This window comes from Chryseobacterium sp. MMO-72 (assembly GCF_037146035.1).
GTDB lineage: Bacteria > Bacteroidota > Bacteroidia > Flavobacteriales > Weeksellaceae > Chryseobacterium > Chryseobacterium indicum.
The window spans coordinates 266486-292108 of record NZ_JBBCWG010000003.1 but is presented as its reverse complement, the minus strand read 5'-3'; the positions used below and the strand labels follow the sequence as shown (position 1 = coordinate 292108).

At 36.2% G+C, this 25623-nt stretch carries 25 protein-coding genes; 7 read left to right on the top strand and 18 right to left on the bottom strand.

Annotated features, from left to right (window positions below; all coding sequences use genetic code 11):
• Nucleotides 1-162: 162 nt before the first annotated feature.
• Nucleotides 163-708, bottom strand: coding sequence for a peptidoglycan-binding protein LysM (locus tag WFH39_RS06560; RefSeq protein ID WP_214588098.1), 546 nt, complete (start codon nt 706-708; stop codon nt 163-165).
• Nucleotides 709-1308: 600 nt separating this feature from the next.
• On the opposite strand from WFH39_RS06560, the gene WFH39_RS06555 reads away from it, so the two are divergent.
• Complete coding sequence (locus WFH39_RS06555) at nt 1309-2586, top strand: Y-family DNA polymerase (RefSeq protein ID WP_336689244.1); 1278 nt, start codon at nt 1309-1311, stop codon at nt 2584-2586.
• Between the two features lie 8 nt (nt 2587-2594).
• On the opposite strand, the gene WFH39_RS06550 is transcribed toward WFH39_RS06555, so the two are convergent.
• Nucleotides 2595-3206: a YdeI/OmpD-associated family protein gene (locus WFH39_RS06550; RefSeq protein WP_336689243.1), complete on the bottom strand. Its 612-nt coding sequence runs from the start codon at nt 3204-3206 to the stop codon at nt 2595-2597.
• 4 nt (nt 3207-3210) lie between these two features.
• A complete protein-coding gene (locus tag WFH39_RS06545; RefSeq protein WP_336689242.1) occupies nt 3211-4344 on the bottom strand; it encodes a serine hydrolase domain-containing protein in 1134 nt (377 codons plus the stop codon).
• Nucleotides 4345-4427: 83 nt separating this feature from the next.
• On the opposite strand from WFH39_RS06545, the gene WFH39_RS06540 reads away from it, so the two are divergent.
• Nucleotides 4428-5726, top strand: a complete 1299-nt coding sequence (locus WFH39_RS06540) for a M48 family metalloprotease (protein ID WP_336689241.1) — start codon at nt 4428-4430, stop codon at nt 5724-5726.
• Between the two features lie 44 nt (nt 5727-5770).
• Here the strand turns inward: WFH39_RS06540 and WFH39_RS06535 are convergent, their stop codons facing one another.
• The 3 genes from WFH39_RS06535 to WFH39_RS06525 all read right to left on the bottom strand — a co-directional run bounded on the left by WFH39_RS06535 (nt 5771) and on the right by WFH39_RS06525 (nt 9692).
• Nucleotides 5771-7288, bottom strand: coding sequence for a hypothetical protein (locus WFH39_RS06535; protein WP_336689240.1), 1518 nt, complete (start codon nt 7286-7288; stop codon nt 5771-5773).
• Between the two features lie 84 nt (nt 7289-7372).
• Nucleotides 7373-8914 (bottom strand): glycine--tRNA ligase, encoded by a 1542-nt coding sequence (locus WFH39_RS06530; protein WP_235132518.1) that lies wholly within the window; start codon nt 8912-8914, stop codon nt 7373-7375.
• Nucleotides 8915-9179: 265 nt separating this feature from the next.
• Nucleotides 9180-9692, bottom strand: a complete 513-nt coding sequence (locus WFH39_RS06525; RefSeq protein WP_235132519.1) for a hypothetical protein — start codon at nt 9690-9692, stop codon at nt 9180-9182.
• Between the two features lie 153 nt (nt 9693-9845).
• Between WFH39_RS06525 and WFH39_RS06520 the strand changes: the two genes are divergently transcribed.
• From WFH39_RS06520 to WFH39_RS06510, 3 genes are all read left to right on the top strand, one after another.
• Nucleotides 9846-10901, top strand: a complete 1056-nt coding sequence (locus tag WFH39_RS06520) for an alpha/beta hydrolase (protein WP_336689238.1) — start codon at nt 9846-9848, stop codon at nt 10899-10901.
• 23 nt (nt 10902-10924) lie between these two features.
• Nucleotides 10925-11620, top strand: a complete 696-nt coding sequence (locus WFH39_RS06515; RefSeq protein WP_336689237.1) for a pseudouridine synthase — start codon at nt 10925-10927, stop codon at nt 11618-11620.
• Between the two features lie 336 nt (nt 11621-11956).
• Nucleotides 11957-12994, top strand: coding sequence for a quinone-dependent dihydroorotate dehydrogenase (locus WFH39_RS06510; protein WP_336689236.1), 1038 nt, complete (start codon nt 11957-11959; stop codon nt 12992-12994).
• A gap of 89 nt (nt 12995-13083) precedes the next feature.
• Here the strand turns inward: WFH39_RS06510 and WFH39_RS06505 are convergent, their stop codons facing one another.
• The 3 genes from WFH39_RS06505 to WFH39_RS06495 all read right to left on the bottom strand — a co-directional run bounded on the left by WFH39_RS06505 (nt 13084) and on the right by WFH39_RS06495 (nt 15060).
• Nucleotides 13084-13350, bottom strand: a complete 267-nt coding sequence (locus WFH39_RS06505; RefSeq protein ID WP_336689235.1) for a hypothetical protein — start codon at nt 13348-13350, stop codon at nt 13084-13086.
• Nucleotides 13351-13502: 152 nt separating this feature from the next.
• Nucleotides 13503-13787 (bottom strand): hypothetical protein, encoded by a 285-nt coding sequence (locus WFH39_RS06500; protein ID WP_336689234.1) that lies wholly within the window; start codon nt 13785-13787, stop codon nt 13503-13505.
• 28 nt (nt 13788-13815) lie between these two features.
• Nucleotides 13816-15060 (bottom strand): DUF445 domain-containing protein, encoded by a 1245-nt coding sequence (locus tag WFH39_RS06495; RefSeq protein WP_336689233.1) that lies wholly within the window; start codon nt 15058-15060, stop codon nt 13816-13818.
• A 142-nt stretch (nt 15061-15202) separates the two neighbouring features.
• On the opposite strand from WFH39_RS06495, the gene msrB reads away from it, so the two are divergent.
• Together msrB and WFH39_RS06485 are read left to right on the top strand one after the other, a co-directional pair.
• Nucleotides 15203-15646, top strand: a complete 444-nt coding sequence (msrB, locus tag WFH39_RS06490) for a peptide-methionine (R)-S-oxide reductase MsrB (protein WP_336689232.1) — start codon at nt 15203-15205, stop codon at nt 15644-15646.
• Nucleotides 15647-15783: 137 nt separating this feature from the next.
• The gene (locus WFH39_RS06485; protein ID WP_336689231.1) at nt 15784-16542 is read left to right on the top strand and encodes a murein L,D-transpeptidase catalytic domain family protein; all 759 of its coding nucleotides are present in this window, start codon (nt 15784-15786) and stop codon (nt 16540-16542) included.
• Between the two features lie 168 nt (nt 16543-16710).
• On the opposite strand, the gene fabF is transcribed toward WFH39_RS06485, so the two are convergent.
• The 9 genes from fabF to WFH39_RS06440 all read right to left on the bottom strand — a co-directional run bounded on the left by fabF (nt 16711) and on the right by WFH39_RS06440 (nt 25559).
• Complete coding sequence (gene fabF / locus WFH39_RS06480) at nt 16711-17952, bottom strand: beta-ketoacyl-ACP synthase II (RefSeq protein WP_336689230.1); 1242 nt, start codon at nt 17950-17952, stop codon at nt 16711-16713.
• Entirely contained in the window at nt 17953-18378 is a 426-nt protein-coding gene (locus WFH39_RS06475; protein ID WP_076391530.1) for a PaaI family thioesterase, read from the bottom strand.
• 5 nt (nt 18379-18383) lie between these two features.
• Nucleotides 18384-18989: a TetR/AcrR family transcriptional regulator gene (locus WFH39_RS06470; protein ID WP_336689227.1), complete on the bottom strand. Its 606-nt coding sequence runs from the start codon at nt 18987-18989 to the stop codon at nt 18384-18386.
• A gap of 293 nt (nt 18990-19282) precedes the next feature.
• Nucleotides 19283-19702 carry an OsmC family protein gene (locus tag WFH39_RS06465; protein WP_336689226.1) on the bottom strand — a complete coding sequence of 140 codons (420 nt, stop codon included), beginning with the start codon at nt 19700-19702 and terminating at the stop codon, nt 19283-19285.
• A gap of 78 nt (nt 19703-19780) precedes the next feature.
• Nucleotides 19781-20647 (bottom strand): helix-turn-helix domain-containing protein, encoded by an 867-nt coding sequence (locus WFH39_RS06460; RefSeq protein WP_336689225.1) that lies wholly within the window; start codon nt 20645-20647, stop codon nt 19781-19783.
• A 321-nt stretch (nt 20648-20968) separates the two neighbouring features.
• Nucleotides 20969-23656: a TonB-dependent receptor domain-containing protein gene (locus tag WFH39_RS06455; protein ID WP_336689224.1), complete on the bottom strand. Its 2688-nt coding sequence runs from the start codon at nt 23654-23656 to the stop codon at nt 20969-20971.
• 110 nt (nt 23657-23766) lie between these two features.
• The gene (locus tag WFH39_RS06450) at nt 23767-24135 is read right to left on the bottom strand and encodes a hypothetical protein (protein ID WP_336689223.1); all 369 of its coding nucleotides are present in this window, start codon (nt 24133-24135) and stop codon (nt 23767-23769) included.
• A 21-nt stretch (nt 24136-24156) separates the two neighbouring features.
• The gene (locus WFH39_RS06445) at nt 24157-24804 is read right to left on the bottom strand and encodes a hypothetical protein (RefSeq protein ID WP_336689222.1); all 648 of its coding nucleotides are present in this window, start codon (nt 24802-24804) and stop codon (nt 24157-24159) included.
• A gap of 68 nt (nt 24805-24872) precedes the next feature.
• Nucleotides 24873-25559: a response regulator transcription factor gene (locus WFH39_RS06440; protein ID WP_027380477.1), complete on the bottom strand. Its 687-nt coding sequence runs from the start codon at nt 25557-25559 to the stop codon at nt 24873-24875.
• Nucleotides 25560-25623 lie beyond the last annotated feature (64 nt).

Sequence of the window (25623 nt, the reverse complement as noted above, 5' to 3'; positions counted from 1 at the left end):
ATTTAAAATGTTCAAAACATAAATTTTACCTTACAGCTGATAAATGATTATTCCCGGATTTTGAATTTTCTTTATATTGGTATTGATACATACAAAATCAAAGGCCTCCTTTAGGAAGCCTTCGAAACACCAAATCACAAAATATTAATATGAAATTTTTTTTTATAAAGCTGTTGCAGTATAAGTTACTGTTTGAGTATAAGTTCCAGCCGGTTTACCTAAAATGTCAGAAGAAGAAGACTTTGCTGCCGGAATGGTATAGTCCAAATTCAGTGTTAAGGCACTTCCAAGCGGAGCATTTGATACTAATGTCTGATCTGTTGCAGATAAAACAACAGCACTTTTTGTTCCTCCCATAGTTCCGGAAGCTGTAGCTGCTTTGATGGTCAAAACATTTACAGGAATGAGGTTCGTTCCATTCATAAAATTCGCACCTCCTGCTTTTACTTTAACATTAAAGTTCTTCGTTGAAGTAACTTTTAAAGAGTTAGCTTTAGTTATCGTTTGATCAGAGTTATAATCCGCTGCAGTAACATAGTTGAAATCTACAGTGTTCCCGATTGCAGTACTTCCCGCATCGATAGAGATTACATCGTTCAGGGTAATGTTTACTGTTGTGGTCGCTGTAGTATTTTGAGCTTGGGCATTGTTAGTCCCTAAAATGAATGCTCCGATAGTTAATGCTGCGATGGCGATTTGTTTTGTCATGATCGTATTATTTAATTTTTTATTCTTTGTTTAATTGTTCTCTTTTCAACATTACAAATCTACAGCGGCGAAAAAATTTTCTTTGTAGTGGAAAACGGAAGTTCATGTAGTAAAATAACTACAGGATCAATTATTTGCGTTAAATAGAAAAGCCCTCAACACTTAGAAATTGTTGAGGGCATATATCAATTGCTGTTATTTCCATTAATCCATATCATTCCAAATAGTTCATTTATTCACAATTTTTACAAATTTAGGGGACATCATCAATTCCCTCAGATATATCAATTATATTTTCAAAATGCGTTGTACATTAAATATCACTTCTATAATTTAGACATTTTTAGAGCCACAAGTGATACAAAATTTTTATTTAATTAAAAAGGAAAACAAGTTGGTTCTTATACAGCTTAAAAAGCATTTTCTACCAGAATTATAATGATTTTATAATAAGAAGTCAATTCCTGCTGCGATACATTTTTCTGAGTCCTGGAAAACCTGATGTTATCTAAAAAAATTGACATTGATACAAATTGTATCTATAAATATACTAGAAATGATACAAATAGTATCTAATTTTGTTCTATAGAATCAACAATTATGTATGCTTTGGTAGATTGCAATAATTTCTTTGTTTCCTGCGAAAGAACGCTTGATCCGAGGCTTGAAAATAAGCCCGTTGTAGTACTTTCCAACAACGATGGCTGTGTAGTGTCCAGAAGTAAGGAAGCTAAAGATCTGGGAATTCCGATGGCGGCTCCGGCTTTTAAGTACAGGGAATTATTTAAAGAGAATGATGTACAATGTTTTTCCGCAAAATTCGAATTGTATAATTTTAAAAGTCAGCGTGTTATAGAGATATCCACAGCGTATGTGGATAAGTCTGATTATGAGGTGTATTCAATCGATGAGCTTTTTCTGGATCTGAAAAGTTTCAAATATATCGATATTTACGAGTACTGTCTCAAAATCAAAAATGAAATTGATGAGCAGGAAAAGATTCCTGTAAGTATAGGAGTTGCGCCTACAAAAACTCTATGTAAAGTAGCAAACCTGATTGTAAAGCAATTTCCCGAAAAGTTTAACGGAATTTATATTTTAGATACCCCTGAAAAAATAGAAAAAGCCTTAAAGTGGTTAAAAATTGGTGACGTTTGGGGAATCGGAAGACGCCTCGCCGTAAAAATGCATGATAATGGGGTGCATAAAGCGTGGGATCTTCTTCAAAAGCCTGAAATGTGGGTTCGGAAGATTATGGGAATTCACGGAGTAAGAATGGTGAACGAACTGAAAGGAATCCGTCAGTTAGAACTGGATGCTCCGTCTCCGAAAAAATCCATTGCTGTAACCAGAAGCTTCATGGAAATGCTTACCAGAAAAGAAGATGTTCGCGAGCGTGTGGAAACTTTCGGGATGTACTGTTCAGAAAGACTCAGAAAACAAAATACCTGCTGCAAAATGGTAACGGTTTTTGTACAGACCAACCGTTTCAGGAAGGATCTTCCGGAGTACCGGAATGCGGTAACCAGAATTCTTCCCAATCCCACCAATTCATCGATTTTAATTGGCAGAGTCGTAAATGAACTGTTTGAAGATATCTTTAAAGAAGGGTTTCACTATAAAAAAGCAGGCGTTATTGTGAACGATTTTGTGCCGGAAGATCAAAGGCTCATCAATCTTTTTGAAGAAGATACGCAGAATCTGCATTTGCCGGTGATGAAAGCAATGGATGCAATGAACAGAAAATACGGAAAAGATAAAGTACGTCTCGGAAGCATGAGCGGCGAAAATACTTTCGGACGAAAACAGCTGTCTCCCGAATATGAAGCTTTTCTAAAAAATAATACGCTTAAAGAGGCGAATTTCAGATTTCATTAAATTTAAAACTACCTTTTTTCATACTTCCAGTTCCTGCCTTTTCCTTCAGAGATCCACTCTAAAGCCTGTTCCATTCTTTTGTTTCTGGTTGATTCCGTTTTAGCTTCCGTGATCCAGTTGATATATTCTTTACGGAAAGAGGGCGAAGCTTTTTTAAAAATTTCCAGAGCTTTTTCATTTTCATTCAAAGCATTTTGAAAATAATCAGGAACCTCTGTTTCTGTTTTCGATGGAGCTGCTTTTTTCAAAGTAACGCCCATATCCGTCAGTTCCATTGCTTCAGTAATCATCTTTTTAAGCTGAGGTTTTGAAGGAAGATTTTCTGTTTCTGTAATTTTACCCAAACTGAACATATTCGTTTTTTCGGTATCTGTTTCAAACTCTTTCAGCGATGACATCTCATCATGAAGCCAGAATCCCATACTGCAATACTGTTTAAAAGCAACCATTGAACAAAGTATCTTCCCTTTATACAGGAACGTGGGAAACTTCCACTTAATCGCTTCTTCTGCATCAGGACAGAATTCGTGAACGGTTTCACGGATATAATTCAGAATGGGTTTTGCAAAATCCTGAGATTTTTCAATGTATTCATCAACTTTCGGGCTGTATTTTTCCATATTTTTATTGAAATACTTTTACCGTTTCATTCACCAGAAATTTCACCTGATCCGGTCTTCCTCTGTCGTTTTTCGGAAGATTATTATAGCTTCCGGTTCTTACAATCACCATATCATGCTCAGGAATCATAATGATGTATTGTCCCTGAAGCCCTAAAAAATAATAATGCTTTATAGGATTGTCATGATTGATCCAAAATCCCATTCCGTAAATTTCCTCAGAATTTTTAGTCGGAGTCCGCATTGTATTGATGAAGTCCGAATTCAAAATCTGTTTATCCTCAACTTTTCCGTCGTTAAGAAATAACTGTCCCAATTTTGCAAAATCCCTGGAGTTGGAATGAATGCAGCAATACGTTTTCTCCATTCCGTTTTCGTCCGTGCTCCATGTTGCATTTTGCTCCATTCCCATCGGAATCCAGAATTTTTCGGATAAATAACTTGCCAAAGACTGTCCGACAGCTTTTTTAATGGCAAAACCTAAAAGCTGCGTAGAACCGCTCTGATATTCAAATCTTTCCCCCGGATTTTCTTTAAATTTCCTTGAAAAAGTAGCGTTCATTACATTTTTTCCGTAATAAGCTTTCGCATTGGGCAGAAAAGGATTCTTGTAATTTTCATCCCAGTCCAGTCCCGATTCCATCTGAGCCAGATGTTTTAACGTTAAATTTTTAGCAAAATCCTTATTTTTGAATTCCTCAAAATAATCAGAAAACTTATCATCCAGACTTTTAATTTTTCCTTCTTCCAATGCTTTGCCCAAAAGCATTACCGTAACCGCTTTTGCCATGGAGAAAGAATTGGTTTTCGACAGTTGATTATAGCCGTTCCAATACTGTTCGTGAAGCAGTTTTCCGTTTTTCACCACAATAAAAGATGCGGTATTGGAATGTGTTAAATCTTCAACGATATTTTTCGGTAATTGCTTTTTATTGTATTCGGGAGATTCCTCCCAAAGTTCAGGAGATTCTGTAGCGATGAGGTTACCGGAAAACAAGGTTCCGTCATCAATATTGGCACTGAGCTTTCCTCTTAAATAGGTTTTGGATATTCCGTTAAAAATATAACCATACCCTAAAACATATAAAAGCAGTACCGCGATGACAATAAATGTCACAAAATAAATAAGAATTGTCATAGCAATTGATCTTAAACAAATTTAAAATAAATTTGAAAACATGAAACGAAATGATTTATTTTTGTGATTATTGAACTAAAATGATGAAAAAACTAATTTCCCTATTTCTTATCCATTTCATTATCACCGTTTTCGGACAGATGTATAAACCGCTCGATACGGCAGATTACGTCCAGAGAAAAGAATTTCTGAAAAATTTTACGGCGAATACTGAAAGTTTAAGCAAAAAAAGCAGATCCGATTATCCGGGAAAGACGGGCAATGAGCTTTCTAAAATTTATAAAGAATTCGACAAAGAATTTGAAAAAAAAGTAAAGGAAAAAGATTTTGCTTTCAATTCTGTGTTTGATGCAAAGGTTAAAAATCTTATCGAACGGTTAAGAAAAAACAATTCCCAGATTCCGCAAAATTTAAAAATCCTTATCGCTAAGGACAATACTCCGAATGCATACTGTTTTGCAGACGGCACTTTTGTCATCAATATGGGACTTTTCAACTGGCTGAATAATGACGATCAACTTGCTGCCGTAATTTCACACGAATTAGGACATAAAATTTCCGAGCATACGCTGAAAACTTTTCTGAGCATGATCGAACAGGATAAAATGGACAGAATGGTGGTTCAGGATATAAAATCGACAAAGGAAAACCGGAATCAGAGGGCTTTTGATGTGATGAAAAACAGAATCTACAGAAAAGGGGCTGAAAACAGAAAGCAGGAAATGCAGGCGGATTCTTTAGGATATGTGGTTTTTAAAAATAGTGATTTTAAGAAAACTGAATACGTTAATGCTCTGAAAAGACTGGAAGATTTCGATACCATTTCGCCAAGAGAGCTGAAAGTGGAAACTTACAAAAAATACTTTAACCTTCCCAAACAGGAGTTTAAAGACAAATGGCTGAAAAAAGAAGATTTTTCTCTGTATAATTACAATCATTTCAAAGAAAAACTGAATAAAGATTCTCTGAAATCGCATCCTGAAATGGTTTTAAGAATCAATAACCTTAAAAAAGTGTTTCCTGAACTTAAAAATGATGTTCCGGATGAAAAACCTTCCGATTCTTATTCTACGGTAGAAAAAATCGCAAGAATGGAAACTTTGCCCAATTTTTATCACTCTGAAGATTACGGAGTCGGAATTTATGCAGTTCTTCAGTTTTTGCAGGATAATGAAGAGGAAAAGTATTATAAAAACTGGCTCGGAAAATGTTTTGCCAAGATTTATGAAGCGAGAAAAAACTATAATTTAAATCGATATTTAGATCGGGTAGATCCCAAAAATCAAAGTGAAAGTTATCAGCAGTTTCTGAACTTTATGTGGAACCTGAGTCTCGATGAAATTAAAAATATAGCAGACTATTATCAAACGACAGAATCCTGACCGAAGGTCAGGATTCTTATTGAGTATAAAATTTAAATCCACTCTTAATAATTTAATCTTTCCAGACGGATTTTATTGAATTTTTCTTTTTCATTGAATTCACGAAGCAGAATATAGCCTTCTTTCGCAACATATGGCGTTACCACATAATTATCTTTTTCTGAAATAGGAACAACTTCCTGCTTGAATTTCCCGTCAATAATCGTATTGATAAAAAGATTCCACTTCTTTTCTTTGGTCACCTGATCTTTCTGATAATCGCGGAAGAAAAAGACAACGTCTTTTCCGTCATTCAGATATTGAGAAAAAAGATAATCGCTGTTTACCCACTTCGATTTTTCTTTTTCAAAAACCTGTACATCTTTTACCTTAAAATCTTTATCGGTGTTAATGTAAACCAGATCGGTTGTTTTCGGAGCATTGTACTGTCCCGCAGGTTTGAATTTCTCCGAAAGAATTCCCACACTGCCGTCGCTCATAAAATACGCATCCTTTGTCTGAAGATAATAACCGTTTTCTACGCCTCCGTCTGCGCTCAGTTTTGGAATGTAGTTGGAAAGATCCGGTTTGTAGCTGATGGTTTTCAGATCTACATTGTAACTGTTTTTATCAAGAATAAATCTTGCAAAGCCTCTGTTCTCTTTGGAAATATAATTTCTTCCCAGCAAAACCACTTTATCGTCAAAAGTTTTGTCATTATCAATTCCGCTTAAAGCATCAATATTATAAATGGTTTCCGGCGAAAGTCCCGTTATCGGTTTGTTAGAAAGCTCTTTTCCGGTTTTCATATCAATCACCAGAAGAGAAAAAGTTTTGTCGTCATCATTCACCTTTCTCAGGATTCCGTAGATGCGGTTTTCGTCCTTTTCCAAAATGGTAAGATCCGAAAATACTTTTTTATCTCCGTTTGTATTGTAGCTGTATCGCCAGATTTCTTTCTTATTATCATCAAATTTTATCAGGCTGTTTTTATTGATGTATTTTCCGTAATCGTTGTATTCTAAAGCCAGATAACCGCCTTCTTTAATTTCTCCGACCACGGAAACATAATTGTACCCTTTCTCTTTCTTTTCGGCGCGGTTTTCTTTTCTTTCTTCTTTAAAAGTTTTGGGCTGTGAGATTTCTTTAAACGTTCCGTCTTCCTGATAATCGTAATACACTTTAGGCTTTACTGTATTGGTTTTAGGATCAATAACCATAGAAACTGGAGCCGCTGCATCTTTGGAAAAAGCCTGAAGATAATTGATGTCCGAAGGCTGAAGAATAATCTGCCCTTTAAAATCCACATATCCGAAATAATTGGAAACCAGAAGTCCCGCTTCAAATTCCTTATTCGCCACCGGATTCAGGTTTTTATCTAAAATAACGTATTCGAATTTCTGTTTTTTATTGTCTGTTTTCCCGTAGGAATAGATAGAAACATAGCCGTAAAGATTGTCTTTGGTATCAAACAGCGCATTCATCCCTACATTTTTACCTGAGGCTAAAGAAGCCAGATCCTGAGTCTGAGAATATGCAATTGTCTGAATAAGACCCAACCCTAAAAGTATTAATTTTTTCATGGTTAAAATTTGAATTTCAAAAATAGCAAATTCGGGGATATGTTCTTAAAAAAATAAAAGCCCTGATTTCTCAAGGCTTTCGGTCTATATTTTAGAAAGTAAGTTTCTGAAACTTGTTTTTTCGTCGATAATTCTTCTTAACTCAGAAACCGGAACTCTTTCCTGCTGCATCGTGTCTCTGTCTCTTATCGTCACCGTGTGATCCGTTAAAGAATCGTGGTCGATCGTGATACAGTAAGGTGTACCAATCGCATCCTGTCTTCTGTAACGTTTTCCGATCGCATCTTTTTCTTCGTAGAATAAGTTGAAATCATATTTCAGGTCGTTGAAAATTTTCTCTGCGTATTCTGCCAAACCATCTCTTTTCATTAACGGAAGAATCGCTGCTTTAATTGGCGCTAAAGCCGGAGGTAAAGATAAAACCGTTCTCTCAGAACCATCTTCCAAAACTTCGTCTCTTAAACAATGAGAGAATAAAGCTAAGAACAATCGGTCTAAACCAACCGAAGTTTCCACCACATACGGAACATAGTTTTCGTTTCTTTCCGGATCGAAGAACTGAAGTTTTCTGCCTGAGAATTCTTCATGCGCTTTTAAATCGAAATCCGTTCTTGAGTGAATACCTTCCAGTTCTTTGAAACCGAAAGGGAAATTAAATTCAATATCTGCTGCAGCATTTGCGTAGTGAGCCAGTTTTTCATGGTCATGAAATCTGTAATTTTCGTCACCTAAACCTAAAGCCAAATGCCAGTTCAGACGCTTTTGCTTCCACTGCTCGTAGAATTCCAATTCTGTTCCCGGAGCAACGAAAAACTGCATTTCCATCTGTTCGAATTCACGCATTCTGAAAATAAACTGTCTTGCAACAATCTCGTTTCTGAACGCTTTTCCGATCTGTGCAATACCGAAAGGCAATTTATGACGTGAGGTTTTCTGAACATTCAAAAAGTTAACGAAAATTCCCTGCGCAGTTTCCGGTCTTAAATAAAGATCCATTGCAGAATCTGCAGAAGCACCTAATTTAGTCCCGAACATCAGGTTGAACTGTCTTACTTCTGTCCAGTTTTTAGAACCGGTATCCGGATCAGCAATTTCCAGCTCTTCAATTAACGCTTTTACATCAGCAAGATCTTCATTTTCTAAAGATTTTGCCAGTCTGGAAAGGATTGCTTCCCTTTTGGCTCTGTATTCCAAAACTTTTGGATTTGTTGCCACAAACTGATCTTTATCAAAAGCGTCACCGAATCTTTTCGCTGCTTTTTCAATCTCCTTATTCTCCTTATCTTCAATTTTAGCGCAGTAATCTTCCACCAAAACATCTGCTCTGAAACGTTTCTTAGAATCCTTATTATCAATCAATGGATCGTTGAAAGCGTCTACGTGCCCCGAAGCCTTCCATGTTGTAGGGTGCATCAGGATCGCCGAATCAATACCCACAATATTTTCGTTAAGCTGTACCATCGCTTTCCACCAGTATTGCTTGATATTATTTTTTAACTCGGCTCCGTTTTGTCCATAATCATAAACTGCGGATAAACCATCGTAGATCTCACTCGAAGGGAAAATAAAACCATATTCTTTAGCGTGAGAAATCACTTTCTTGAAAACATCTTCTTGCTTTGCCATAATTTTTTAACGTCTGAAAGTGCAAAAATATGAATTTGAATCCCAATTCCATGAAATTCAATAAAAAAAGCCGTCAATAGACAGCAAATATTTACATTTATAATTTTCAGGAGTCGGGAACCTGCTTTCACTACTCGCTTTTTTCTGTATTCAGCGCGGCGGAGCCGCCGCGCTGAATACAGAAAAAGAGCTCAGACATGCCGTTCAATCAGGACTACTAAGAACAGCATAAAAAAAGCAGTTGTAAAAACTGCTCCTGTATATTTTAGAAATTGTAGGATAATCCGATGCTGTTTCCTGTGATGTCTAGCCTGTAAGAAGCGGTTTTTGCCTCTCCTCCTTCCGGATTCTGGTTCTGTGTATCCACAGCTTTCTTGAGATTTTTTCCGGAACTGATTGCAAAAGGAATCCCGATTCCCACAAATCCTGCTCCGATTCCTACCAATCCCCAGCCGCTTTTATCTTTTACTTCGTAAGCTACGCCATTGTGATAAGCTGTTTTTGTGCGTAATATCTGTTTTGCTAATCCGAAACCGATAAAACCACCGCCAATCGCTCCGAAAATCTGAGAAACCGTACTGTTGGTGTTCGCTTTCTTCATATAGTTCAGCGCTTCAGGATTGGTAAATACCTTTTTATACTCGGAAAATTTGAATTTCTGATCCCCTTTGATGAAAAACTCTCTGTTAGACTTTCCCAACCTAAGTGAATCTGAATTCTGGGCGAAAGAAATTAATGGAAAAATACTCAGCAATAAAGTAAATAATAGCTTTTTCATGGTTAAAAATTTGCGCGAAAATAAAGATTCTCTCTTTTATCAAAAGAATTTAAAATGTTAATTTTTTTCAATATCAGATGAATGAAATCATTTTCATTATTATTGTCTTAATTTGAGACAATTTATCGTAATTTGCTTTATCAAAATTGAATCATGAAAAAATCAGGATTATTAATTGTTGTTTTTCTTTTGGTAAGCCATTTGTTTTTTGCGCAGAAAATTTCCGGAGGAAAGATTGTTACAACCTATATTACCGCTAAAACATTACAGAATAGTGCAGGAGAAAATCCTAAGCGTAGAGTAACCGTTTATCTTCCGCCGGATTATGAAAAATCCTCCAAAAGATATCCTGTTATTTATTTTTTACACGGTTTTTTCTGGAGCGACAGTTTGCTGGTGAACAACGATAAGATCAATCATATTTTTGATCGGGCGATTTATTCAAAAAAGATAAAACCCGTTATCGTTGTCATGCCCGATGAAAGTACCATTTTTAAAGGAAGTTTTTACGCTAATTCAAAATCTTCAGGAAACTGGTCAGATTTCACTTCCGTTGAGCTGGTCGGTTTTATTGATAAAAATTACAGAACAATAGCAAATAAAAACAGCCGCGGAATTTCAGGGCATTCTATGGGCGGAAACGGAGCGTTAAGAAATGCAATCCTTCATCCTGAAGTTTTTTCTTCTGTGTATGCACTGTCACCCGGAATTTTAGACGTCCGTTTCTTTGCACTTTCAGAAATGGAACTCTATAAAAATGCTGATCAAATTAAAAACATTCAGGATGTATCCAAACCTGAAAATGCAAGGTTAAATATTGTCTTTGCCATCGCAAGAGCTTACAACGGAAATAAAAACAAAGCTCCCTTTTTTGCAGATCTTCCATTTTCTTTTGAAGGTGAAAAGTTAAGGATTAATTCAGCCATTTTAGACGAAATGAACAGGAATTCCACTTCAGAACTGCCTTTTTCACAATATGAAAATCTGAAAAAATTAAAAGCCATAAAATTCGACTGGGGTAGAAACGACGAGCTGAAACACATTCCGCCAAGCTGCCTGAATTTCAGCAAAACACTGGAAATACTCGGTATAAAACATGAAGCTGAAGAATACATAGGAACGCACGGAAGCGAAGTAAGCAAAGAAAACGGAAGAATTGAAAATCAGATGCTGCCGTTTTTTAATACACATCTTAAGTTTGAAGAATAATATAAAACTTCTACTTTTGCCGGATGTTAGAAATTCTTTATCGCGACGAACATCTTATTGCCATCAACAAACCCAGCGGATTGTTGGTTCATAAATCTTTTTATTCGGGAGAAGCGGATAGGTATGCGATTCAGGAACTGAGGAAGCAGATCGGACAAAAAGTGTATCCTGTTCATCGCATAGACCGGAAAACTTCGGGCGTTTTGCTGTTTACTTTAGATAAAGATACACTGAAAATGATGAGTACTCAGTTTGAAGAAAAACAGGTTGAAAAGAAATACATTGCCATTCTTCGAGGCTGGACAAAAGAAGAGGAAACGATTGATTATGATCTGGTTAACGAAAATGAAGTCAAACAAAATGCAATTACGTATTACCGTCGTTTACAGACTTCCGAAATAGATTTGCCTTTTTTAAAGCACCAAACTTCGAGATATTGTCTGGTTGAAGCTATCCCCAAAACGGGACGATTTCATCAGTTGAGAAAGCATTTTAAACATATTTTACATCCGATTTTGGGCTGTCGAAAACATGGCTGCAACAAACAGAATAAATTGTGGCTTCAAACCTTTGATATTAATAAAATGACGCTTCACGCCCATCAGTTAATTTTTAATCATCCGATTTCCAACGAAAGAATTACGGTAAATGCTACTATTGATGAAGATTTCAAAAGAGTAGGGGATATCTTGAAACTGGATTTGAGCGCATATTCTTAACTTTTTATACTCATTATTCTGGCTCTTTCTTGTTGTTGTAAATCTATTAGAACTCATTCAAACCTCATAGGTTTTTAAAACCTATGAGGTTTATATTTTACCGAATAAACATCACGCTCTTTAAATTGGCTTTATCAAATCAACTCGTTGATTCCTCTTTGCTCACTTCATACTAAAACATAGAAAATTGAAACTTTACGTCAAAAATTATCCATTGAGTTGCCAATTACATATTTAAATTTTATAGATACCATTGATAATATCTTTTTCCATAAAATATCACACATTAACCGAACATTAATTTTAAAATGAGTACTTTTGTAAAACTTTTTTTCAATGTACAAATCGCTCATTCGCCCGATTCTTTTTAAATTTGATCCTGAAGAAGTACACCATTTTACTTTTTCGATGCTTAAAAATTTCGGATTTCTTACCAAATTATTTTTTCCAAAACCTATTGAAGACAAACGTCTGGAAAGAGAAGTTTTTGGCTTGAAATTTAAAAATCCTGTGGGTTTAGCGGCAGGTTTCGATAAAAATGCGGTTTTATTTAATGAACTGGGAGATTTAGGCTTTGGATTTGTGGAAATTGGAACCGTAACGCCGAAAGCTCAGGCGGGAAATCCTAAGAAAAGACTGTTTCGTTTAATTGAAGATGGCGGAATTATCAACCGAATGGGCTTCAACAACGACGGTCTGGAAGCAGCGATTGAAAAACTGAAAGGCAATAAAGGAAAAATCATCATCGGGGGTAACATCGGAAAAAATACGAATACTTCTCCCGAAAATTACACGCAGGATTATCTGGAATGTTTTGAAGGGCTTCATCCTTACGTAGATTATTTTGTGCTGAATGTAAGCTGTCCGAACGTAGGAAGCCATGCCAAACTGGAAGATGTAGAATACCTTCGTGAACTGATTACGGAAGTGAAAAAAATCAACCAGTCGAAATCTGTACAGAAACCAATTCTGCTGAAAATTGCTCCGGATCTGAATACCAATCAATTAGATGAAATCATTGAACTGATTGCAGAAACAAAAATCGACGGAATCGTGGTTTCCAATACATCAGTGAACCGGGAAGGTCTGAAAACGTCACCTGAAGTTTTAGCGGAAATCGGAAACGGCGGTCTTAGCGGAAAACCGATTCGTGAAAGAAGTACAAAAATGATCAAATATCTGTCTGATAAAAGCAACAGAGCATTCCCGATCATCGGAGTTGGCGGAATTCATTCTGCAAAAGATGCGCTTGAAAAGCTGGATGCAGGAGCAACGTTGGTTCAGTTGTACACAGGTTTTATCTACGAAGGTCCGGAATTGATTCAAGATATTAATAAGGAAATTTTGACGAGAGCGGGTCGTTTACCAAGATAAGTTGAAACGATAAAAATATAGAAGTATAATAAACTTTCAACTACTAAACAGTAATTCAAAAACTACTGTTTAGTAATTGAAAGTTTTACTTAAGGATTCACAGAACCTGCACAAACACCATTAATGCATGCGCCCGCTAATGTAGCTGGTCCTGAATTATTTCCTACAGCACCTGGTCCGAATCTTTGTGGGCAAATACTTTTAGAATTACAAGGACATCCTACAGGAACAATTTCAAGTGCACTTTGACAATAATTGTTGTCAGGATCATATACTACTAAATTTGTTAATCCACCTGTTATTTCTTTTAGAGCTTTTCTTGATAATGGAGTTGCTCCATTTAATAATTTTTTCATATTAATGAGATATTTATCAATCTCGAAAATACTCTTTTCTTTCAATAAGAAAAACAAAAAAAAATTATAAAGTATGTTAATTTTTCATCTTGACTTTGTAATTGAAGCATTTTTCACGTCTACAGTCAATTGAAAATGAGTACGATGTTTTTTTAATGTTGACTTCCAAAATTATAAAAATGTAAATTAGCCAAATCATAAACTCCCGTCAAGGGAATTTTCTTTTTGTATTTATCATAATAATACCAACCTTTCACAAAATGCTGATACTGCTGATAATCGATAATTCCATCATAGCTCAACTGCATTGTGACAGGATTTCCGGCAATCTTTCCTTTGAAAATTTGAGAAGAATCTATTACTTTTTTTAATTCAATTTTCTGGCAAAGTAAAAATGTTAGGCTTAAAGAAAATAACAGGGAGAGTATTTTTTTCATGGTTTGATTGTAATTTAATTTAAAATGGTCACAAGAAAAAATGCGCAATCGTATAAATAATCAGCCCTACTAAACCACCCACGATCGTTCCGTTCACACGGATGAACTGAAGATCTTTCCCTACTTCCAGCTCCAGCTTTTCGCTTAATTCTTTTCCCTGCCAGTTTCCGACGGTCGAGCTGATGAGGTTTCCGAATTGATGGGTATTTTTTAGAATATATTTGTAAGCGGTAACACGAACCCAGTCGTCGATTTTTTTCTGAAAATTTTCGTCGTTTTTTAAATTCTGTGAAAATTCATTCAGATTTTTAGACAGATATTTTTTTAATGAAGATTCATCGTCCTGAAGTTCTTTCGTTAACGTATTTTTAATGGAAATCCAGATGTCGTTGGAATATTCATTCAGCTTGTCATTTTTAAGAAGATCATTTTTAATATTTTTAAATTCCTCTTCCCATTTCGGATCCTGTTTGAGTTCATTGGAGAAATCATAGATTTTCTGGGTGATCAGATTTCGTATTTCGTGGTTCGGATCTTGCTCAATCTCTTTGAAAAAGTCAGAAAGTCCGGTGGTAATTTTATCAGCAATTTTATTATCCACAAAAGCCGGGATAAACGTATAGCTTCCTTTTTTTACGCGGTCTTTAATCATTTCATCATTTTCAGAAATGTAATTTTTAATCTGTGAAGAAAGATTGGTAATGATTCTCTGATGGTCGTTTTTGTCTAAAAGATAGTTGATTCCGTTGCCTAAAATGGCGTTCAGTTTGATAGTATCGGTCATTTCAGATACTTTGTTGCTGATAAAACGGCTTACTTCCGAGTCATCGAGCTTATTTAAAATATCCAGAACAATGTCTGAAAGATTTTTAAGCAAAACATCCTGATTCTTTTCTTTTCCGAGCCATTCTCCTACAAAATTCGAGATTTTTAATTTCTGAATATAAGGTCTGATGTTTTCAGGAGAAAGAAAATTCGTTACGACGAAATTTCCAAGATTGTCTCCCAGTTTTTGCTTGCTGTTTTCAATAAGATTGGTGTGCGGAATCGGTAAACCAAGCGGATGACGGAAAAGGGCTGTTACGGCAAACCAGTCTGCTAAAGCTCCTACCATTGCAGCCTCGGAAAAGGCACGAACGTAACCTATCCAGTGTGAATCTATGGTTTTTTGCAACAGCGTTGTCCCGATAAACAGAACCACCATTAATACAAATAATCCTGTGGCAAATGCTTTGTATTTTCTGAGCTGTTTTCTTTTGGCTTCATCATTCATATGCTCAAATTTAGTAAATTTGGTTGTGAATTTTCAAGTATAAATTTTGCTGTAAAAAAATAGTAATTTATACTTCTGATTTATCGGAATCACTATTTTACGGCTTAAATTTTGTCTCTGTTATAAAAATATTTAAAATTCTATGGAAAACCAAGCAAAAAACAATCCATACTACTCCAGAACAGATACTTCAAAACTCGATATTTCCAATGATGAGTGGAAAAAAATTCTTGCTCCGGATTTATACGCCATTGCAAGAGAAGCTTCTACGGAAAGACCTTTCACCGGAAAATACAATGAATTTGACGAATTAGGAGAATATTACTGTGCCGTTTGCGGAAACCATTTATTCCGTTCTACATCCAAATTTTCCAGCAGTTGTGGCTGGCCAAGTTTTTTTGAAGCAGATAAAGAAGGAGTGTATTACAAAAGAGATACTACCTATGGAATGGAAAGGGTAGAAGTGCTCTGTAAAAGATGCGATTCTCATCTGGGACATGTTTTTGATGATGGTCCTCAGCCAACGGGATTGCGCTACTGCATGAATTCTGTAAGTCTGGAATTTGTTGCAAATTCTGAAAAATAATCCGATTTGTACCCACGAAATCAGTAAGTTAAAGTTTCTTAAATTGCGTTAAACTTCGTGGAGTTATTACGTTTACACTAAATATGTTTTATACATTTGCTGACTCAATTGGATTTAACATAATAGTGAAATAGTGAATGAAAGCATTGTATAGCTTATTAGGTGCAGCTTACATCGTTACTACTTCATTCTATTTGTCTCCAAAAAAGGCAATCGAAAAGAATGAAATCAGTACAAAAAAAATTGTAAGATTAGCCGACACGAAATCTGAGAAATCTGCCGAAAAAGCAGTAAGTTCATCAGAAGAATTATACAAATCTATTGTTTTCGAGCAGGGACACGAACTTAATGAGGAAGTTTTTTTCAAAGCGGTAACAGGTTTTGAAAATATGAAGAAAGCAGGTTTGCTTAACGGGGATTCGCATTTACTTACGGTATGCGATTTTTCTATGTCTTCGAACACAAAAAGACTTTGGGTAATTGACATGAATGAGAAAAAAGTATTGTTTAATTCATTAGTAGCACACGGAAAAAATACAGGCGAAGAATTTGCAACGAATTTTTCTAACACGGAAAGTTCGTTGCAGAGCAGCTTAGGATTTTATATCACGGATGCAACGTATGACGGAGACAACGGTTATTCTCTTAGACTACTTGGAATGGACAAAGGATTTAATGATGCAGCTTACAGAAGAGCCATCGTTATGCACGGCGCAGATTATGTAAGCGAGGAATTTGCCGCCATGCATAAAAGAATCGGCAGAAGTTGGGGTTGTCCAGCCGTTCCGAGAGATTTAACAAAACCGATCATTAATACCATTAAAGGAAGAAATCTTCTTTTTATTTATTATCCTGATCAGAATTACCTTTCCAAATCGGAGTGGTTAAAAGCATAACAGAAAAGCAGTCGGTTTGACTGCTTTTTTTATTGGATTAAATTTTCCCATTATAGTTGTCATTCTGACAAAGGAAGAATCTATTGAATTACTATTTATCGTTGATTAAGAGCGGATGATACAGAATTGTTTTATCTGCTCAATCTTCCAGAAATTTACTCTAAAAGCTTAAGAAAACTTCTTAAAAATCAAAGTTGCATTATGTCCTCCGAATCCAAAAGCGTTACTTAAAGCATAATTGATGTTCTTTTCTTTGGCTTCTCCAAAAACAATATTCAGATCTTTAGGGATGTTTTCATCAATCCTGTGAAGATTAATCGTCGGCGGAATAATTCCTTTTTCAATCGCTTTGATTGAAAGAATGGCTTCCGCAGCTCCGGCAGCTCCCAACAAATGCCCCGTCATGGATTTTGTGGCACTGATGTCGAGATTTTTACTTCCTTTAAATAATTTATTGATTCCGTTTAATTCAACCAAATCTCCCATTGGAGTAGAAGTAGCGTGAGGATTAATATAATCAATATCTTCGGTGTTGATTTCTGCCTCATGTAAAGCAAGCTGCATGGCTTTAATGGCTCCGACTCCATCGGGATGAGGTGCTGTCATATGATATGCGTCGGCTGTCATCGCTGCTCCTACCAATTCTGCATAAATTTTTGCACCTCTTGCTTTGGCGTGTTCATATTCCTCAAGAATTAAGGCTCCGGCTCCTTCTCCCATCACAAAGCCGTCTCGTTCTGCATCATAAGGTCGACTGGCGGTTGTAAAATCATCGTTTCTTGTAGACATCGCTTTCATAATAGAGAAACCTCCAATGGAAGCAGGGGTAATCGCAGCTTCAGAACCACCGCTCACAATCACTTTGGCTTTTCCTAATCTGATGTAGTTAAAGGCATCCATCAGCGCAGTATTTCCGGTTGCACATGCTGAAATCGTTGTATAATTGATTCCCTGAAGTCCGAATTTCATTGAAATCATTCCCGAAGCCATGTTGGCAATAAATTTAGGTACGAAGAAAGGATTGAATCTTGGCGTTCCGTCTCCTTTGGTAAATTCCATCACTTCACTCTCGAACGTCCACATTCCGCCCTGTCCGGTTCCCCAGATTACTCCGGTGTCGAACGGATCCATTTTTTCAAGCTCCAATCCGGAATCTTTTAAAGCTTCTGCTGTGGAATACATCGCGTATTGTGAAAAAAGATCACTTCTTTTGATTTCGTTATGCGTTAAATGAACTTTCGGATCAAAATTTTTAACTTCACAGGCAAAATGAACTTTAAATTTTTCTGTATCGAAGTGGGTGATTTTGTTGGCTCCGCTTACACCGTTAATACTGTTGTTCCAGAATTCTTCAACATTATTTCCTAAAGGCGTTACTGCGCCAAGTCCTGTAATGACAACTCTTTTCATTTAATTACTGATTTTGAATAAATTAGAGGTTCCTCTTGCAATTAAGCGCGTTTTATCTGCATTCCAGATTTCGCACTCTGCGTTTACAAACTGCTTTCCTCTTTTGATGATTTTCGTTTCAGCTACAATATTATCATTTTCTTTTGCTGTTGAAAAATAATCGATGCTGTTATTTATGGTTACGATAAAGTTTTTTTCGTTTAACGAGAACATGGTGGCTCCGATAACATCATCAAAAATGGCTGCGGTAACCCCACCATGAAGATTTCCCATCGGGTTCAGCCATTCCTGCCTTACTTTATATTGGAACTCCAATTGTCCTTCTTCTGCCGAAAGAACAACGGGATTCAGCCATTTCATAAATGGGGAAGGAGATGCTGTAAACTCTTTTCCGATGAATGATTTTATGATTTGTAATTTATCCATATGAATTATGAGATGTTTTGTTTAATTTCTTTGTCGATAACCTCTAAAATCCTGTCTAAAGCGAGATTGAGATATTTTTCGTCTTCTGTGGTTTTGGATAAAAGAATACCGCCTTCAATCATCATCACCAATAAAGAGGCAAATTCCTCCGCGTTAATTTCAGGCTTGAATTCTTCGCTTTTTTGTCCTTCAATGATAATATTTGAGATGGTTTTTATCCAGTCCTCAAAAGAATGCCGTACTTTCTTTCTAAGTTCCGGAAAGGAGTCACTACATTCTGTCGCTGCATTCATTAGCGGACAGCCGCCGTTTTGGAAGACAATTTTCCAGTTTTTTCTGTAAAATGCAATAAAAGCATACAGTTTGGCAGACATCGTAGGATATTCTTCACCAAAAGATCTCTGCATATTTTTCTTCAGCATTCCTGCATTGAACTGATATACTTCAAGAGCTACTTTATCTCTGTTTTCAAAGTTTCCGTAAATACTTCCTTTGGTTAAACCCGTCGCTTTTGTAATGTCCGAAAGGGATGTAGAGGTATAGCCTTTGGTATTAAACAAAGAGGCGGTTTTCTCAATGATGAATTGTTTTGTCTTTTCTGCTTTTGACATTTTTCTGCTGAATTCCTGCAAAGATACAAAAATATACCAATCGGTATATTTTATAATAAGATTAAATGTATCCGTCTATATTAAACCATTAAGATTTTATTTAAGAAGTTTAGATTAATTAAGTTGAATATTTTATTTTTTAAATTTTGGCTAAAGCCTTATGATTTATTTTTTGAATGAAAAAACGGGCTGAAGCCCGTTCCTATTCATGTTGATATTAAGATTTTAAATAATTTACGTGAAGAGCTTAATTAATCTAAACTTCTTAAATAAAATCTTAATGGCTCAAATTCTTAGTTAGCCAAAGTAGCTTCCAAAGTAATTTCGAAATTGAAAGCTGCACTTACAGGACAACCTTCTTCCGCATTTTTTGCATATTTCTGGAATTCTTCTTCTGAAATTCCGGGAACTTTAGCTGTTAATGTCAATTCAGATTTTGTAATTTTTCCTGCGCTCGGATCCAAAGTAATAACAGATTTTGTCGTTAATTCTTCCGGAGTATAGCCTGCCTGAGAAAGTTCTGCGCTTAATTTCATGGTGAAACATCCAGCGTGAGCCGCTGCTAATAATTCTTCAGGATTTGTTCCCACTCCGTCTTCAAATCGGCTGTTAAATGAATACTGAGTCTGGTTTAAAGTGGTGCTTTGTGTCGTAAGATGTCCTTTTCCTTCTTTAATGGTTCCGTTCCAAACGGCTGTTGCGTTACGTCTCATAATGTTTTGTTTTAATATTGTTATTTTGATGTGACAAAGGTATTGCAGATTTCGTTCCAGATAAATACACAAAAAGAACTAACTATTGTACTTTTTTCCCGAGACATAATTTTTTTTGAAACTTGCAGGTGTGCTTCCTGTCTTCTGACTGAAAAGCCGGTTGAAATAGGCAGGATCTTCATAGCCGAGATCGTAGGCAATTTCTTTTACCGTTTTGTCGGTATAGAATAATAGTCTTTTGGCTTCCAATAAGATTCTGCTGATGATAAACTGGTTGGGAGATTCCAGATTCAGATTTTTAAATTTGTGCGTAAGTGTTTTGGGGGATAGGTGAAGCATTTCTGCATAATCTGCCACATTATGTTTTTCGCGAAAGTGAACTTCAAGCAAACGGCTGAAATCCCTGAAAACATCCAGTTCGTGCGCCGGAATTTTTACTTCATCATTATTCAGATTCTGCTTTTTCCATTTTCTGGTGGCGCGGATGATAATTTGTTTAACGTAGGTTCGGATCATTTCTTCTGCGGAAGAATCTTTCCATTCCAGTTCGTTTTTAATGTTTTGAAATAAATGTTGGATTGCAGAATTTTCTTCGGCATCGAGTTCAACAAAAGGAATTTCAAACACGTTATGAAAAAGCAGTCCGTCACAGGCAACTTCCTTATCATGAATCTGAATGCAGTAAAAATCACGGTTGTAATAGATCAGATGCGATTCGTCGTTTCCATTTTCCATTTGCAGATGCTGATTCGTCAGAAAAAATAAAGCCGGATTTTCGGTTTTATAATGTCTGAAATCCACGGACAGTTCGTATCCTGCAGGAATATAGAAAATTTTAATTTCAGATTTGTATTTGTGGTCTTTAAAATTGAGCAGATTGTTTTCGGAAAAAGTTTCGAATCCCAGTTTCTTGTACTGGTCTTCAAAGATAAGTGTTTGCGACATCCTTTTGCTTTCCTATAAATGTACAAAAAAGCATGATTCCAACCCTATTAATTATTGAAATCATGCTTAATAATATAAACTTAATTGCTGATTTCTGAACCATTAAAAGAATTTAAGAGGTTAAGTTTAGTTTAGAAAAACAAATTACTTTCAATAAGTATAAAACTAAAAAAGTAAGTTCCTCTTAATATTCTAAACTCCTTAACAGAAATCTTAATGGTTTAAACTAAGTGCAAATAATATTAATTTTGGTTTTCAGCTTACAACTCCAACTCGCTAACGCTCAAATCCTCAAACTCTCAAATCCTCAAACCCTCAAACTTAAAAAGTAACATCCAACCCGACATAAAAATTAGCTTTCATGATCGGAGCATAGACCATTCCGCCGTCAAAATAATTTCCGAAAGGATTTTTAACATCAACAATGGCATTTTTCTGATAATAGGAAGTTAAATTTTCTCCTCCTAAATACGCCCTGATTTTCTTATTGAAATTCCTTGAAATCTGCGCATTTAAAACAACATAAGATTCAGAATAGGCTGGAAGCTGAAATTCTGCAGGATTCGAAGATGTATTAGGAAGTCTCTGTTTTCCGACTGCATTCAGTGTGGTATCGAAACTCCAGAATGCGCCTTTAGTGTTTTTGTTGGTAGAGTAGGCAAGATTCACAAAACCTCTGTGTTTCGCCATGAAAGGAACTTCACGTCTTCCATCCAGATAATCTGCCTGAACATCGTAATATTTGTAAGCCAGTCTCACTTCAAAATTTCTGAAAAGAATGAAATCCCACTGAGTCTGGAAAGAATTTGCGAAAGACTTTCCGTCAAGATTATAGAAAGTTAATTGTTGAGGAGACCGGTCCAGATCCACTATCACCTGATCCTGAAAATCTGTTCTGAAAAAATCTGCAACAATGGTAGATTTTCTTCCGAAAAGTTTGAATTCCTGCTGTAAACTCGCTCCGTAATTCCATGCAATTTCAGGTCTTAAACCATAAATATTTCCTCCGTTCTGTAAAACCTGAATGGAACGGTTAGATGCGAAATACTGCTGACTTTCGGCAAAAATGTTTGCCGTTCTGAACCCTCTTCCTGCGGAAAGCCTCAAAATCGTCTGCGGTGTAAAATCATATTTAAAATTCAGTCTCGGAGTAAACTGCGTTCCGGCAAGATTATGAAAATCTACTCTAGTTCCGGCAACTAAGGTGTATTTTAAACCTGTTAAAGTATATTCCGCAAAAGCTCCCGGAACAATCTCGTTTCTTTTGATGGTCGAGGTTAAATAGTTTTCATCATATCCATCATACATGAAGCTTGCTCCGGCTTTGTATTTATGATTGGTATTTCCCAAAATACTTTCAAAAATTAAATTGGAATAATACGTCTGCTGTTTTCCGGAATAATTTCTCAGTCCGAAAAAGCTGTCCTGCTGATGAAAAGTGTACTGGTTCATCCAGCCCAGACTTTGGTAAGGTTTTCCTTTAAAAACATACCCTGTTTTATTCCAAACCTGAAATCTGGAGATATCAATTCCAACTCCGTACAGCGATTGTTTTTCCTGCGGAATTTTTTTATCGAATCCGGTCTGTCCTGAAGTTCTTTCGTCTTTGATGAAATTAATTCCAAAATGTGAACCGAAACCTGACTTTTGCAGATCATTGTAATTCAGTAAATAAGCTGCATTTAACTGCGTTCCTTTCGGTCTGTCCAGAAATCCGTCATCATTCATATCGGTATCTCCGAAAGTTCCGTTTCCGTGAAGTAAAAATGTCTGCGACCACTTTTCATTGATGGGCGAAACACTGGTGATATTGGCTTCTGCTCTTCCGTTAAAATCTGAAAATAAATTCAGTGAAGTTTCCGGCTTTTCGGCATTCTTAAGAAGTTCTGTATTTATTTGTCCTGTAATGCTTTCATAACCATTCGTCACAGTACTTCCGCCCTTGGTAAGCTGAATGCTTTCAATCCATCTTCCGGGAATGAAACTCAGCCCGTAAGCGGAAGCCAATCCACGGATTTCGGGCAGTAATTCTTTTGTTAAGCTCGTATATTTTTGGTCTAAACCTAATATTTTCAGTTGCTTTGTTCCTGTAACCGCATTGCTGAAAGAAACATCAACTGTTGCATTGGTTTCAAAACTTTCAGAAAGGTTACAGCAGGCTGCTTTCAGGAGTTCTTTTTTATCAATATTAAAAATAAGTCCTGCTTCTTTTTTGTTTAAAGACGTTGCCGCTTTTGATCCGTTTACCGTAACGCCTTTAATATTTTTTTCATGACTGCCGTGATTTTCACCCGCTTCATGATGATCAGCGTGATCTGTGTTTTCTGAAGGATTTCCTTCTTCCGCATGAACTTTCGGATTTGTTTCTCCAAAAGGAATTTCTCTATCGTAAAGACAGCATGAGGGTAGGTTTTTATACGTGTTGTCACTGGATTTATACTTCTCGTTATCATGCCCAACTTCCGCAATTTTCTTCAAAATTTTGTCTGATGATGTTTTATTCGAATCAAAATTCAGCGTTACAATTTGTCTTTCGGCATTCCATTCTACGGAATCTGCTCCTGCATTTTTTGCGGCTTTTTCAATTCTTGCTTTGCAGGATTCACAATTGCCTTTTACATAAAATTCATTTTCTTTTTTAGCATGATTTTCATGATTTTCAATGGTTTGTGGCTGTAAGTCTCTGGTGTAATGACAGCATTCCGGAAGAGCTTCATACGTTTCAGCAGAGGCTTTGAATTTTTCATTGTCATGACCTGCTTCTGCGATTTTTTTTAAGATTTCATCTGAAGAAGTGTTGTTGTCTGTTTCAATGGTTAATATTTGTGCATCAATTGAATAGGTTGCTGTTTTTGCGCCTGCATTCTTAGCAGTGTTTTCGATTCTTTCTTTGCACATCTCACAGTTTCCCTTTACTTTGAACTGGTTTTTTGAAAGATTCTGGGCAAAAATAAATTGTATGGATAATAAGAATACACCAAGAATAATCCTGGAAATATATAATTTCATTTTGTTTAAAATTTAGATTAATTAAAGCTTTAATGCTGCAAGGTAAACATCAGGTCGATAACCAGTCATTCTGATGCTGGTAAACCGATGTTTAGTAACATTATTTTTAATTAAGCTATTTTCGGCGGCTGCCAGATTTCTTTTAAACGGCTTGAAAGATAAGGATCCGAATATTCGAACTGCGAGTTTTTATTCGATTTGTAATACGAATATTCTAACTGTAAACTCTTTGAAAAAGGAGTTTCTATAAAAGTATAACAGGCTAAACACGTTGAACAGCAATCGTCGTTACAGCTTGATTTCTGCTCTTTTTTGTGATGGTTATTTTCGGAATTTTGAGAATGATCTTTTTTACAGCAGCTCATTTCAGAATCTTTTTTGCAACAGTTTTCCTGCATATTCTGTGCATAGAAATTATCTTTAGGAATCAGAAAGATTCCCAGGCAGAAAATAACAGTTATTATCTGAAATAATTTCATAACACAAAAGTACAAAATTTCTTATAAAGGCTCTCCCACTTTCTTCGCACAGTCATGCCAAGGTTCTCCATGAGGAGGATTTACCGCCGGTTTCGGACCTGTTGGAGCAGGTGTCGGAGCCGGAGCGGGAGCGTTTTGTGCGATATTTTGCTGTACAGGCTGCTGAACCGGAGCCGGTTTGCTGTTCAAAGGTTGTCCTACCGGAATATCGCATCGGTGTCCCGGTTCTCCATGAGGAGGATTCATTCCTTTCGGAGTTTTAACGGTTTTTGCTTTTCCGCTTTGGTCTAAGGCAAATTTTCCGGGTTGTAAAGAATTTGGATCAATCTGAATGGTCTGTCCCTGCGGAGCATTTACCGCAACATTCTGAGTTCCCTGTTGAGGTTGTGCAGGAGCAGAATTTAATGGCTGTCCTACCGGAATATCGCATCTGTGACCGGGTTGACCGTGTGGTGGATTCATTCCCGGAGAAGTAACGGTTGACGTTCCCGATCCTGTTGTTGTTTTAATTCCCGCCTGATCAAGAATAGAAGCTTTAGGAGCCTGATTAACCGCTACAGGAGCCTGCGGAACTCCGGCTTCTTCTTTAAGATAAGTAGCTCTCTCATCCTTTTTACACGATACTGTAAATATAGAAATGGCAAGTATGCCCAACAATGTAGTTTTCATATAAAACAAAATTAGCAAAACATTTTTAAATGCTTTGCTAATTTTATAATAATAGTCGTTTTTTAGAATTAATTCTTAACTAAAAGTCTGAATCCTTCTCCGTGTACGTTGATGATCTCCAGTCCTTCGTCGTCTTTCAAAAGTTTACGAAGCTTAGCAATATAAACGTCCATACTTCTTGCTGTAAAATAGTTTTCTTTCTTCCAGATTTTTCTCAAAGCCAAGTCTCTTGGCATAAAATCGTTTCTGTGGATACAAAGAAGTTTCAATAGTTCATTTTCTTTTGGAGAAAGCTTGTATTCGTTGTCACCAACTCTCAGTTGTCTCAACATAGAATCAAAGAAAATATTGCTGATCTTGAACTGTTCCTGCTCTTCATTTTCTAAGGTGGAACTTCTCTGAAGAATTGCTTTAATTTTATATAAAAGAAGCTCAGTATCAAATGGTTTTGTGATGTAATCATCAGCTCCCAACTGATATCCCTTCAAGATATCTTCTCTCATATTTCTTGCAGTTAAGAAAATGATCGGTGTATTTTTATCTATTTTTTTTACGTCTTCTGCTAATGAAAAACCGTCTTTTTTAGGCATCATCACGTCGAAAATACAGATATCGAATTCGTTTTCCGTAAATTCTTTCAACCCCTGTTCTCCGTCTGTAGCAAGAGTAACTTCGAAGTTATTTATCGTTAAATAATCCTTCAGCACTGCCCCAAAACTCTGGTCGTCTTCTACTAATAATATTCTGTTGCTCATAGTTGTAACTATTAATCGTTAATAATTTTGAATGAACAAGTCATTCTCCTCTTTTCTAATATTT

Excerpts from the sequence above, each read along its gene's own strand:
- WFH39_RS06560 (WP_214588098.1), bottom strand. The coding sequence starts at position 708 with ATGACAAAACAAATCGCCATCGCAGCATTAACTATCGGAGCATTCATT.
- WFH39_RS06555 (WP_336689244.1), top strand. The coding sequence starts at position 1,309 with ATGTATGCTTTGGTAGATTGCAATAATTTCTTTGTTTCCTGCGAAAGA.
- WFH39_RS06550 (WP_336689243.1), bottom strand. The coding sequence starts at position 3,206 with ATGGAAAAATACAGCCCGAAAGTTGATGAATACATTGAAAAATCTCAG.
- WFH39_RS06545 (WP_336689242.1), bottom strand. The coding sequence starts at position 4,344 with ATGACAATTCTTATTTATTTTGTGACATTTATTGTCATCGCGGTACTG.
- WFH39_RS06540 (WP_336689241.1), top strand. The coding sequence starts at position 4,428 with ATGAAAAAACTAATTTCCCTATTTCTTATCCATTTCATTATCACCGTT.
- WFH39_RS06535 (WP_336689240.1), bottom strand. The coding sequence starts at position 7,288 with ATGAAAAAATTAATACTTTTAGGGTTGGGTCTTATTCAGACAATTGCA.
- WFH39_RS06530 (WP_235132518.1), bottom strand. The coding sequence starts at position 8,914 with ATGGCAAAGCAAGAAGATGTTTTCAAGAAAGTGATTTCTCACGCTAAA.
- WFH39_RS06525 (WP_235132519.1), bottom strand. The coding sequence starts at position 9,692 with ATGAAAAAGCTATTATTTACTTTATTGCTGAGTATTTTTCCATTAATT.
- WFH39_RS06520 (WP_336689238.1), top strand. The coding sequence starts at position 9,846 with ATGAAAAAATCAGGATTATTAATTGTTGTTTTTCTTTTGGTAAGCCAT.
- WFH39_RS06515 (WP_336689237.1), top strand. The coding sequence starts at position 10,925 with ATGTTAGAAATTCTTTATCGCGACGAACATCTTATTGCCATCAACAAA.
- WFH39_RS06510 (WP_336689236.1), top strand. The coding sequence starts at position 11,957 with ATGTACAAATCGCTCATTCGCCCGATTCTTTTTAAATTTGATCCTGAA.
- WFH39_RS06505 (WP_336689235.1), bottom strand. The coding sequence starts at position 13,350 with ATGAAAAAATTATTAAATGGAGCAACTCCATTATCAAGAAAAGCTCTA.
- WFH39_RS06500 (WP_336689234.1), bottom strand. The coding sequence starts at position 13,787 with ATGAAAAAAATACTCTCCCTGTTATTTTCTTTAAGCCTAACATTTTTA.
- WFH39_RS06495 (WP_336689233.1), bottom strand. The coding sequence starts at position 15,060 with ATGAATGATGAAGCCAAAAGAAAACAGCTCAGAAAATACAAAGCATTT.
- msrB (WP_336689232.1), top strand. The coding sequence starts at position 15,203 with ATGGAAAACCAAGCAAAAAACAATCCATACTACTCCAGAACAGATACT.
- WFH39_RS06485 (WP_336689231.1), top strand. The coding sequence starts at position 15,784 with ATGAAAGCATTGTATAGCTTATTAGGTGCAGCTTACATCGTTACTACT.
- fabF (WP_336689230.1), bottom strand. The coding sequence starts at position 17,952 with ATGAAAAGAGTTGTCATTACAGGACTTGGCGCAGTAACGCCTTTAGGA.
- WFH39_RS06475 (WP_076391530.1), bottom strand. The coding sequence starts at position 18,378 with ATGGATAAATTACAAATCATAAAATCATTCATCGGAAAAGAGTTTACA.
- WFH39_RS06470 (WP_336689227.1), bottom strand. The coding sequence starts at position 18,989 with ATGTCAAAAGCAGAAAAGACAAAACAATTCATCATTGAGAAAACCGCC.
- WFH39_RS06465 (WP_336689226.1), bottom strand. The coding sequence starts at position 19,702 with ATGAGACGTAACGCAACAGCCGTTTGGAACGGAACCATTAAAGAAGGA.
- WFH39_RS06460 (WP_336689225.1), bottom strand. The coding sequence starts at position 20,647 with ATGTCGCAAACACTTATCTTTGAAGACCAGTACAAGAAACTGGGATTC.
- WFH39_RS06455 (WP_336689224.1), bottom strand. The coding sequence starts at position 23,656 with ATGAAATTATATATTTCCAGGATTATTCTTGGTGTATTCTTATTATCC.
- WFH39_RS06450 (WP_336689223.1), bottom strand. The coding sequence starts at position 24,135 with ATGAAATTATTTCAGATAATAACTGTTATTTTCTGCCTGGGAATCTTT.
- WFH39_RS06445 (WP_336689222.1), bottom strand. The coding sequence starts at position 24,804 with ATGAAAACTACATTGTTGGGCATACTTGCCATTTCTATATTTACAGTA.
- WFH39_RS06440 (WP_027380477.1), bottom strand. The coding sequence starts at position 25,559 with ATGAGCAACAGAATATTATTAGTAGAAGACGACCAGAGTTTTGGGGCA.